Annotated in this window: 3 protein-coding genes (1 of these 3 cut by a window edge); 1 reads left to right on the top strand and 2 read right to left on the bottom strand. The window is 68.9% G+C overall.

Features of this window, described 5'->3' with window-relative positions; translation table 11 throughout:
* Nucleotides 1-97: 97 nt before the first annotated feature.
* Nucleotides 98-430, bottom strand: coding sequence for a hypothetical protein (locus CJ177_RS45230; protein WP_005246337.1), 333 nt, complete (start codon nucleotides 428-430; stop codon nucleotides 98-100).
* Nucleotides 431-602: 172 nt separating this feature from the next.
* On the opposite strand from CJ177_RS45230, the gene CJ177_RS45225 reads away from it, so the two are divergent.
* Nucleotides 603-941 (top strand): RNA polymerase-binding protein RbpA, encoded by a 339-nt coding sequence (locus CJ177_RS45225; RefSeq protein ID WP_005255751.1) that lies wholly within the window; start codon nucleotides 603-605, stop codon nucleotides 939-941.
* 531 nt (nucleotides 942-1,472) lie between these two features.
* Here CJ177_RS45225 and CJ177_RS45220 read toward each other — a convergent pair.
* On the bottom strand, nucleotides 1,473-11,800 hold the end of the coding sequence (locus CJ177_RS45220) for a non-ribosomal peptide synthase/polyketide synthase (RefSeq protein WP_257015059.1). 19,207 nt of this gene lie beyond the right edge of the window; only the last 10,328 of its 29,535 coding nucleotides appear in the window; its start codon lies beyond the right edge, outside the window; the stop codon is at nucleotides 1,473-1,475.

Raw genomic sequence — 11,800 nt, 5'->3', positions numbered from 1 at the left:
TCGATTCGTGATGTTCGTTTCGGAATCGCCATCGTCAGGCGAAGGTCGGACCGGTCGAGCAGAGTGCGTCCTACGCTCCCCCGCCTCTGTCCGAGGCTCAGCGGAAGCGTTCGGCCTCACGTGCGAGTTGCACGAGGTCGGCGCACAGCGACTCCACCTCATGGGCCGCCGCACCTTCGGCAACGGCTGTCGCCACGTCCTCGGCGGCACATCGAACCTGGAAAACCCGGTCGACCATGGCGGAAGCTTCCTCCGAGGTAAGCACCACCGCATCGGCGGGGATACTCGTGCCCTTGACCTGGTTGCGCTGCTCGTACGCGCGCTGCCGGCAGGATTGGCGGCAGTACCGGCGACGCCGCCCCATCCCCGTCTCGGCCACTTCCCTCCCGCACCACACACAGGAATCGGGTCTGCGGGAGGCGCCGGTCATGGTCAACCACCTTACTGCGCGGCGCCTCGAGGCCCGCCCGGTAAGATGTCGAGGTTGCATCTGCGCGGCGTGCGGGAACCAATCGGGAGGCCGTGGCGTTGTAGATGAGTGTGAACGCTTGGTTCTGGTCCAGGCGTACTCGCGCGGAGACGATCGAGGAGAGGACACAACCATGGCAGATCGCGTACTTCGAGGAAGTCGACTCGGAGCGGTGAGCTACGAGACCGACCGTGACCACGACCTCGCGCCCCGTCGGATGGCCAAGTACCGGTGCGACAACGGTGAGGTCTTCGACATTCCCTTCGCCGACGATGCCGAGATTCCCGGCACGTGGCTGTGCCGTAACGGCCTCGAGGGAACCCTGGTCGAGGGCACCGCGCCCGAGGCCAAGAAGGTCAAGCCGCCGCGTACCCACTGGGACATGCTGCTCGAACGCCGTTCCAAGGAGGAACTGGAGGAGCTGCTGAAGGAGCGCCTCGACCTGCTGAAGGCGAAGCGCCGCGGAGCCTGACACAGGCAACCGAACCGTACGAACGCCGTCTCGGCTCTGCCGGGGCGGCGTTCGGCGCGTCCGGGGAGACTGCGACCCCGGCTTCGGCGCGGACGGGGTGTTCGACACGGACAAGCTTCTGTTGGTCACTGGGCTGGTCACCGTCTCGACAGGACTCATCCAAGTACTCCGATCTGCTGAACGCGGGCGCGTTACATTCCGAGCACACAAAGCACCGAGCGTCACGCCCCGAACACGCAGTCGAAGAAACCACGTATGACCGACCTCTCGGGCTTCCATACCATTTGAGAGGTAGGTCACATGACCGCTCTCAATCTACTATTCGGTACCGCGGAGTCAAGGGTTTGGTCTTCTCTTCGGCTAGATCTCACACCTGGGGTATGAAATCGGCACCCCGAAACCACGGCCGGTCGGGCATCCCCGACATTCCGTGTGGTCAACCGCTCGTTTCCTGTACAACCGCTCACATTTCGTGGTATACCCCCATCACCGCCCAAACCAAACCTTCCGGTCTGTCGGGCGGTGCTGCGGTCAGCGCACCGAGTGCGGCCGGTTCGCGCTGTCATCGGGATCGCTGTCCCTGCCGGTGTCGGGCGCGGCGTGCCGCGGCCGACGATGCGAACGCTCGAGGTGCGGTGCGATCGCGGCGAGAGCAGCCGGCGTCGTCATCGTCCAGTGCGTCGCGTCCACCGGATGCTCGTCGATGCTCCCGCGCACGAACTGGCCCCAGCAGGTCACCGGGTCCACGTGGAAACCATCGTCCAGGGCGGCGGTGAAGAACACCAGTTCGCCGTCGAACACCTTCGGCCGGTGTGCGTCGATCAGTTCGGGCGCTCGCTGCGCATTGCGGTAGATACGCTCGAGTTCGGGAGCGGTCAGTGCCGCCAGCGGTCCTCCGACGACCCGCAGCAGTGCCGCCGCCCGCTCGGCGTCGAACTGCCCGTCCGGCGCGAGTTCGTCGAGCACGCTGTCGTCCGGGAGGTCCAGGCCGACACCGCCGAGAAGATCCGCGGTGGTTGCGGAGTTCTCCACGCTGCGGTCGATCCCGACATAGCTGTCGAGGAGCCCCAGCAGACGCACCTCTTCACCGGCGTCCTGCAACTGCACTGCCATCTCGTGAGCGATGACCCCGCCCAGCGACCACCCCACCAGGTGGTACGGGGCGTGCGGCTGGATCGAACGGATCTCCCGGACGTAGCGGCCGGCGAAGTCGGTGATCGTCTCCGGATGCGGCTCGTCCTCGGTCAGCGCCGGCGACTGCAGCCCGTAGATCGGCCGGTCCTGGGTCAGCTCGCGGCCGAGCCCGGCGTAGCTCCAGGCGAGCCCGATGAACGGATGCACGCAGAACAGCGGCTCCGCCGTCCCTCTCGTGCGGATCGGCAGAAGCACGTCGAGCGACGCACCGGCACCGTCCACCCCGTCGTTCGTCCACTTCTGGATGCGCTGTCCCAGCGACTGCGGCGTGGGGTCGCTGAACATCCATTGCAGCGGGAAGTCGATTCCCAGCTCGGATCCGAGCGCGGACGCGACCCGGGTGGCGACCAGCGAGTTGCCCCCGAGGTCGAAGAAGCTGTCCGTGACTCCGACGCGGTCGATGCCGAGCACGTCGGCGAACACCGTGGCGACGGCGCGCTCGGCCGCCGTCCGCGGTGCCTGGTACTCGTCGGCCGCCGACCGGACGGCCGGTGCGGGCAGTGCCTTGCGGTCGAGTTTGCCGTTCACCGACAGCGGCAGGGTGTCCAGGTGCACGACGCGTGCCGGGATCATGTACGACGGGACGCGGGCCGACAGGTGTGCACGCACGTCGGACCAATCGGCCGCGGGCCGTCCCACCAGGTACGCCACCAGCGCTTCCTCGCCGCGGTCGTCGCGGTGCACCACCACGACCGCCTGCATCACATCCGGATGCGTCTCCAGCGCCGTCTCGACCTCCCCCAACTCGATCCGCTGCCCCCGCAACTTCACCTGGAAATCGGTACGCCCCACATACTCCACAACCCCATCACGGCGGCGACGCACCAGATCCCCCGTCCGATACATCCGCCCACCAACCACATACGGGTTCGCCACGAACCGATCCGCCGACAGATCCGGACGATCCAGATACCCCCGCGCCAGCTGATCCCCCGCCAGATACAACTCCCCCGCCACCCCGTACGGCACCGGATGCAACCGCGAATCGAGCACATGCAACTGCGTGTTCCACACCGGACGCCCGATCGGCACCGAATGGACATCCGCCGCACCGGTCTCCCAGAACGTGACATCGACCGCGGCCTCCGTCGGACCATACAAATTGTGCAGATCGGCACCACTGACCGCCCGGAACCGCAACACCTGCTCCGGCGTCAACGCCTCCCCCGAACAGAACACCAACCGCAACGAATCACACACCACCGCAGCAGGTTCGGCAGTGAACACCGACAACATCGACGGCACGAAGTGGGTGGTCGTCACGTGACGTTCCTGTATCAGCCCTGTCAGGTACCGCGGATCGCGGTGTCCGTCCGGTGCGGCGATCACCAGCGTGGCACCGACCTGCAGCGGCCAGAACAGCTCCCACACCGACACGTCGAACGTCACCGGAGTCTTCTGCAGGACGACGTCCGCGCTGGTCAGGGTGTATTCGTGCTGCATCCACAGCAGGCGGTTCACGATCGCACCATGGGTGACGGCGACCCCCTTGGGCCGGCCCGTCGACCCGGACGTGAAGATCACGTACGCCGTGTTCGCCGGGGACAGCGGCCACAGCCGGTCTGCATCGGTGACGGGCGAGCTGTCGAAGCCGGAGACGTCCTCGGACGCGACGTCGATGACGGGGACCGATCCGCCGCCGGCGAGTCCGGCGCCGCTCACCAGCACACATGCCGGCTGTGCGGTGTCGAGGACATGCGCGGTGCGCTCGGCCGGATGGTCCGGATCCACCGGCAGGTAGGCGCCACCGGCCTTCACGACGGCGTAGATCGCGGCGAGCAGATCGATCGACCGGCGCATCGCGACCGCCACCACCGACTCGGGGCCGACGCCCTGCTCGATCAGCCGGCGTGCCAGCCTGTTCACGCGGGCGTCGAAGTCGGCGTACGTCAACTCGTCCCGGTCGAAGACCACCGCGATCCGGTCGGGGTCCGCCGCGACCGTCGTGTCGAACAGCGACGCCAGCGTCCCGGCGAGCACGTCGTGCGATGTCGCGTTGGTACCGGCGATCTGCTTCCGTTCGCCGTCGCCGAGGACGTCGATGTCGCCGACCGCGGTGTCCGGACTGTCGGTGGCCGCGCGCAGAATCTGCAGGAACCGCTGTCCGAACACGTGCATGGACGGCTCGTCGAACAGGTCGGATGCGTACGTGAGGCGGGCCGCGATCCCGTCCGGACTTCCCTCCGAGTCGAACTGCTCCATCAGGGTGAGCTGCAGGTCGAACTTGGCGATGTCGACATCGAAGTCGACGCCGCTCACCGACAGGTCACCCAGTCGAAGGGTCGTCTGGTCGAGGTTCTGGAACGTGAGCATCACCTGGAACAGGGGATGCCGCCCGGTGGACCGCGACGGATTGACCACCTCCACGAGGCGCTCGAACGGAACGTCCGCGTGGGAGAAGGCGGCGAGATCGGTCTCGCGCACGTCGGCGACCAGTTCGGCGAAGGTTTTGCCTCCGTCGACCTGGTGCCGCAGGACCAGCGTGTTGACGAACATGCCGATCAGGTCGTCGAGTTCGCGTTCGCCACGTCCCGCGACGGGGGTGCCGATGGCGATGTCCCCGGTGCCGGAGAGTCTGCTCAGCAGCACCGCGAGCGCCGAGTGCACGAGCATGAACAGGGACGCGTTCGCGTCCCGCGCCGCAGCCAGGAGTGTGCCGTGCAGGTCGGCCGGCACGGCGAAGTCGACGGTGCCGCCCCGGTACGACGCCACCGCGGGACGCGGGCGGTCGGCGGGAAGGTCCAGCTGATCCGGTGCGCCCGCGAGGGTGCGCGTCCAGAACGCGAGTTGCCGTGCCGAAACCGATTCGGGATCGGTCTCGTCGCCGAGAAGCGCCCGCTGCCACAGTGCGTAGTCGGCGTACTGCACCGGCAACGGCGCCCAGTCCGGCGTCGTGCCCGCCGACCGCGCCGCGTACGCCGTCATCACGTCGCGCACCATCGGCGCCATCGACCAGCCGTCGCCGGAGATGTGGTGGACCACCAGGGCGAGAACGTGCTCCGTCGGGGACATGCGGAAGATCCGCACCCGCACCGGAACCTCCGTGGTGACGTCGAATCCGGTGGTCACCAGGGCGGCGATCAGCGCGGGCAGCGCGGCCTCGTCCGTCGCGACGACGGACAGTTCGCCCCCCTCCCGGTCGGTGGGCAGGATCACCTGGTGCGGGCCTTCCGCGGAGTCCGGGTACACCGTCCGCAGTGACTCGTGTCTGCGGACGACGTCGGCGACCGCGTGCTGCAGTGCGTCGACGTCCAGCGCGCCCGACAGCCGGACCGCCGCGGGAATGTTGTGCACCGCCGAGTTCGGGTCGAACCTGTTGAGGAACCACATCCGGTGTTGCGCCGACGACAGCGGAATCCGTTCGGGACGCACGGCCGGCGTCAGCGTCGGGCGGGCGGGTACTGTCGCGTCGATCGAATCCAGCAGTGCCGCAAGGGCGGCGACCGTGGGAGCCTCGAACAGGCTTCGAATCTCCACGCGGCGCCCGAGTCGTTCGGACAGCCGGGCGACCACCCGGGTGGCGACGAGGGAGTTGCCACCGAGGTCGAAGAAGTTCGCGGCGGTACCGACCTGTTCGACGCCGAGCACGTCGGCGAACACGGCGGCCACCGATTCCTCCGTGGGTGTCGCGGGAGCGCGGTATTCGACTGTTGCCGAGGCGAAGTCGGGCACGGGAAGGCCCTTGCGGTCGAGTTTGCCGTTCGAGGTCAGGGGCAGTTGCGCGAGCACGACGAGGGCGGCGGGCACCATGTAGCTCGGCACCAGGGCGCCGACCTCGGCCAGAACCGCGGCGGAGTCGACGGTGGCGCCGTCCTCGGGGACCACGTACGCGACCAGGGCGGTCCCGGTGTGCGGGTGCTGGTGGGCGACGACGACGGCCTGGCCCACCCCCGTGCTCGACATCAGTGCGGACTCGATCTCGCCGAGTTCGATGCGGAACCCGCGGACCTTCACCTGGAAGTCGGAGCGCTCGAGGTATTCGAGGGTCGCCCTCGCGTCCCGGACGCGCCAGCGCACCACGTCACCGGTGCGGTAGAGCCGTGAACCGGGTGCGCCGAAGGGGTTGGCCACGAAGCGCTCGGCGGTCAGATCGGCGCGGGCGACGTAGCCGCGCGCCAGCTGGTCGCCGGCCAGGTACAGCTCACCCGCCACCCCGACGGGGACCGGGTTCAGGCGGGCATCCAGCACGAACACGTGCGTGTTCCACTCGGGTCGGCCGATGGGAACGGTGTCGACGTCGGTGGCGGTGTGTGTCCAGGCGGTCACGGACACGGCGGCCTCGGTGGGCCCGTACAGGTTGTGCAGCGAGACGGTCCCGAACCGGCGACGGAAGCGTGCCGCGGTGTCGGCGGGCAACGCCTCGCCGATGCACAGCACCCGCCGCAGGGCCGGCTGCTGCCCCGCACCCGGGGTCGCCAGGAAGGCCTCCAGTAGGGACGGCACGAAATGTGCTGTCGTGACGCGCTGCTGACGCATCAGGTCCGCCAGGTAGGCCGGGTCGCGGTGACCGTCCGGGCGGGCGATGACGAGTCGGGCGCCCGAGGTCAGCGGCCAGAACAGTTCCCACACCGACAGGTCGAAGGTGACGGGGGTCTTCTGCACGACGGCGTCGGTGGCGTCGAGCGGGTATTCGTGCTGCTTCCAGCGGAGTTGATTCGCGATGGCGGCGTGCGTCACGGCGACACCCTTGGGTCGGCCGGTGGACCCGGACGTGAAGATCAGGTACGCCGTGTTCTCCGGCCGCAGCGGGGCGAGGCGATGCGCATCGGTCACCGGTTGATGTGGTGAGGCGGTGAGGTCGAGGGTGTCGATCTCGATGACCGGGACGGGCTCGGCGGCGAACCCGTCCGAGGATGTGGTGAGGATGCACACCGGGCGGGCGGTCTCGAGCACGTAGGCGCGCCGGTCGGCCGGATGGGTGAGATCGATCGGCAGGTACGCGCCGCCGGCCCGCAGCACCGCGTACATCCCGACCAGCAGTTCGATCGACCGGTTCATCGCCAGTCCCACCACGGATTCCGGCCCCACTCCGCGATCGATCAGCCGGTGGGCGAGCGCGTCGACACGGCGGTCGAACTCTGCGTACGTCAGTTCGGTGCCCTCGAAGAACACGGCGGCCTCGTCGGGTGTGCGCGCCACCTGGGCGGAGAACAGTTCGGCGAGCGTCGTCGGCGGCAGATCGACGCCGGTGTCGTTGAATTCGGCGAGCACCGACTGCCGTTCGGGACCGTCGAGCAGGTCGATGGCGCCGACCACCACGTCCGGATCCTGTACGACCGACTCGAGGACGCGGGTGAAGCGTTCCGCGAATGCCCGCACGGTCGATTCGTCGAAGAGGTCGGTGGCGTAGGTGAACTGAGCCTCGATCACATCGGGGGACCCGTCGGCGTCATGCTTCTCCGACAGTGTCAGGTGCAGATCGAAGTTGGAGATCGTGTTCGGCACGTCGAGTCCCTCGACGTGCAGCCCGGGAAGTTCGAGTGTGGTGGTGGCGAGGTTCTGGAACGAGAACGCGACCTGGAACAGCGGGTGGTGCGCGCGGGACCGGGCCGGGTTCAGCACGTCGACGAGGCGCTCGAACGGAATGTCGGAGTGCGCGAACGCACTCAGATCGGTAGAGCGTGCGTCGGCGAGGCTGTCCGCGAACGAACTGGAGAGGTCCACGTGGGTGCGCAGTACCAGGGTGTTCACGAACATGCCGACGAGTTCGTCGAGGGATTCCTCACCGCGGCCGGCGATGGGTGCGCCGACGGCGATGTCGGACTCGTTGCTCAGTCGGGCGAGCAGTACCGCGAGCGCGGTGTGCATCACCATGAACAGGGAGGTGTTCCGGCCGCGCGCGAGCGCCAGCAGGGCGCGGTGGGTGCCGGCGTCGATGGTGAACGGCACGTGCGCCCCCCGGTGCGACGCGACCGCGGGGCGGGGACGGTCCGTCGGCAGGGACAGCCGATCCGGCAGACCCTCCAGCGTGCGGGTCCAGTAGGCGATCTGAGCGGCGGCGACCGATTCGGGATCGGCCTCGTCGCCGAGGAGTTCCCGCTGCCACAGGCTGTAGTCGGCGTACTGCACCGGCAGCGGCGTCCAGCGGGGAACGTGTCCCTCGGCGCGGGCGGTGTAGGCGAGCATGACGTCGCGGGCCAGCGGGGCGAGCGACCAGCCGTCGCCCGAGATGTGGTGGGCGACCATCACGAGCACGTAGTCGTCGGGGCCGACGCGGTACATCCGCGCCCGCAGGGGCACATCCGCGGTCACGTCGAAGCCCGTCGTGACGAGTGCGAGCACCCGCTCGAGGACGTCGTCAGGGTGCGCCGCCACCGGCGTCAGGTCGGGCACCGCGTCCCCGGCGGGAACGATCACCTGGTGCGGGCCGTCAGCGGAGTCGGGATAGACGGTGCGCAGCGCCTCGTGCCGCCCGACGAGATCGGCGATCGCGATCTGCATGGCACGCAGGTCCACCTCGCCCGACAGCCGCAGCGCGACCGGCAGGTTATAGGCGGGCGATGCGGTGTCGAACTGGTTGATGAACCACATCCGTTGCTGGGCGAGCGACAGCGGAATGTGTTCGGGCCGGGGCCTCGCCGTCAGCGCGGGGCGTCGCACACCGTGGGTGGTGGTCTCGGTAATGCGTGCCGCGAGCGCGGCGACGGTCGGCGACTCGAACACTTCACGGACCCCGACGTGGACGTCGAGTGCAGCGTTGATCCGCGACACCACCTGGGTGGCGAGCAGCGAGTTGCCGCCGAGATCGAAGAAGCTGTCGTGGATGCCGATCTCGGGCAACGCGAGGATGTCCGCGAAGATGCCGGCGACGATCACCTCCATCGGGTTCCGCGGTGCCTCGAATGTGGTGGCCGCGGCGGCGAAGATCGGCTCGGGCAGCGCAGCCCGGTCGAGCTTGCCCGCCGGGGTGAGTGGCAGGGCGTCGAGGAGGGTGACGGAGGCGGGAACCATGTAGGCGGGCAGGGTGCGCCCGACGAAATTCGCGACCTCGACCCGGTCCACGTCCTCACCGGTGAACGGCAGCACGTACGCGACGAGGGAGGTCTCCCCGTTCGGGTGCTCGTATCCGATCGTGGTGGCGTACTCGATCTGCGGGTGTGCGGTGAGCGCGGCGTCGATCTCGCCGAGTTCGATCCGGAATCCGCGGATCTTCACCTGGTGGTCGGTGCGGCCGACGAAATCGAGGACGCGGTTCTCCCGCCACCGGACGAGATCGCCGGTGCGGTACATCAGGTCGCCGGGCTCGCCGTACGGGTCGGCGACGAACCGTTCGGCAGTCAGTCCCGGCCGTCCGAGGTAGCCGCGGGCGAGGCTCGGGCCTCCGACGTACAGTTCGCCCGGCACACCCACCGGCACGGGACGCAGCCGGCCGTCCAGCACGAGTGCCCGCACTCCGCGGCTCGGGCCGCCGATGGTGACCGGTTCGCCGGCGCGGAGGGGTTCGGTGATGGACGACATGATCGTCGCCTCGCTGGGGCCGTACGCGTTGACCATGCGACGCCCGGGCGCCCAGCGGGCGACCAGTTCCGGCGGGCACACGTCACCGGCGACCACGACCACGGCGAGGTCGTCGAGCCCGTGATGATCCACCGACGCCAGCGCCGCCGGAGTGGAGAACGCATGGGTGACGTGCTCGGCAGCGAGCAGTTCCGCGAGTTCCGATCCGCCGAAGATCGTGGGCGGGGCGATGACCATCGTGGCTCCCGCGCCGAGTGCCATCAGCATCTCGAACACCGAGGCGTCGAAGCTCGGGGACGCGAAATGCAGTGTCCGCGAACGGGAGGTGATCCCGAGGAGCTCACGCTCGTCGGTCACCAGGTTCATCAGACCGCGATGTGTGATCGCGACCCCCTTGGGCCGGCCGGTGGACCCCGACGTGTAGATGACGTAGGCCACCTGGTCGGACAGGATCGGCCGCATGCGGTCGCGGTTGGTGACCGGCAACCGGGATTCGTGGGTGCAGCGCACCTCGAGCGCCGGGTCGTCGAGGAACATCCACCGGATCGAGTCCGGGAGGAGAGCCTGTTTCGCGGACACGGTGATCCCGACCATCGCCCCGGAGTCCTGCACCATGTGCAGGATGCGGTCTGCGGGATAGCCGGGGTCGACGGGCACGAACGCGGCACCGGTCTTGGCCACCGCCCAGACGGCCACCACGGATTCGAACGACCGCGGCAGCGCCAGCGCGACCCGGGTTTCGGGTCCCACTCCCCTGTCGACGAGCAACCGGGCCAGCTGGTTCGACTGTTCGTCGAGGTCCCGGTACGTGAGGCTCTCACCCTCGAAGACGACGGCGGGTCCGTCGGGTGCCGCGGCGACGGCGTCGGCGAGGATCTCGGGCAGGATCTGCACCGGTCGCGCGTCGGCGCCGCGCACCGGGGTGAGCGCCGCGTATTCCTCGTCGCCGAGGAGCGGGATGTCACCGATCGGCCGCTGCGGGTCGGCGACGACCGCCTCGAAGATCCGCCGCAGCCGGGTCGCGTACCCGGCGGCGGTGCTCTCGTCGAAAATGTCTGTCGCGTAGACGAGTTCGGCGTCGATTCCGGCAGCCTCGGCCGCGTCGTCGAGCCGCTCGGTGAGCGTGAAGTGCAGGTCGAACTTCGCGATGCTCGCGTCGAGGGTGAGCGGTTCCACCGACAGCCCGTCCAGTTCGAGGCCGTCGGCAGAGACCGCCTGCACGCCGAGAGCCACCTGGAACAGCGGGTGGTGCGAGGTGGAGCGGACCGGGCTCAGAACCTCCACCAGCCGCTCGAACGGCAGGTCCGCGTGGGCGAACGCCTCGAGGTCGACGTCCCGGGCCTGCTCGAGCAGCGACACGAACGACGCTCCCGGGTCCAGCGTCGTGCGCAATACGAGGGTGTTCACGAACATGCCGATGATGTCGTCGAGTTCCACCCGGCCGCGGCCGGCAATCGCTGTGCCGACGGCGATGTCGGAGGTGGTGCTGAGCCGGCCCAGCAGGACGCTGAGCGCGGCGTGGGCGACCATGAAGATGCTGGCGCCGTGCGTGCGTGCCAGCTCGGCCAGGGCCCGGTGCGTGTCGGCGTCCAGGGTGAAACGCGTTGCCGCACCCCGATGCGACGGAACGGCCGGCCTACCCCGGTCGCCCGGCAGATACAGCTGGTCCGGGACACCGGCGAGTGTCCGGGTCCAATATTCGAGCTGCGCGGCGGCGAGGCTGTCCGGTTCGGACTCGGCACCGAGCACCTCCCGCTGCCACAGCGCGTAGTCGGCGTACTGCACCGGCAGCGGCGCCCAGGTGGGCGCCTGGCCGGCCGCGCGGCTCGCGTACGCGATCATCACGTCCCGGATCAACGGTTCCATGGACACGCCGTCGGCGGAGATGTGATGGACGACGAGAGCGAGCACGTGCTCGGTGTCGCCGAGCGAGTACACCTTCACCCGCAGCGGCACGGCCTGGGAGACGTCGAAGCCGGTCAGCAGGAACTGCTCGAGATCCGCGCGCAGCCCGGTCTCGTTCACGCGGACCGGTGCGACGTCGGGGGTGAACTCTCCTGGTTCGAGGATCACCTGGTGCGGTCCGCCCCGGGAATCGGGGAAGACGGTCCGCAGCGATTCGTGCCGGGTGATCAGATCGTCGATCGCCGCGGCCAGCGCCGCAGTATCCAGCGGTCCGGTGAGCCGGACCGCGGCGGGCAGGTTGT

The organism is Rhodococcus sp. ACPA1, from assembly GCF_002300195.1.
Classification (GTDB): domain Bacteria; phylum Actinomycetota; class Actinomycetes; order Mycobacteriales; family Mycobacteriaceae; genus Rhodococcus_F; species Rhodococcus_F opacus.
The sequence above is the reverse complement of the archived record's forward strand: the minus strand, read 5'-3'. Positions and strand labels throughout refer to the sequence as shown.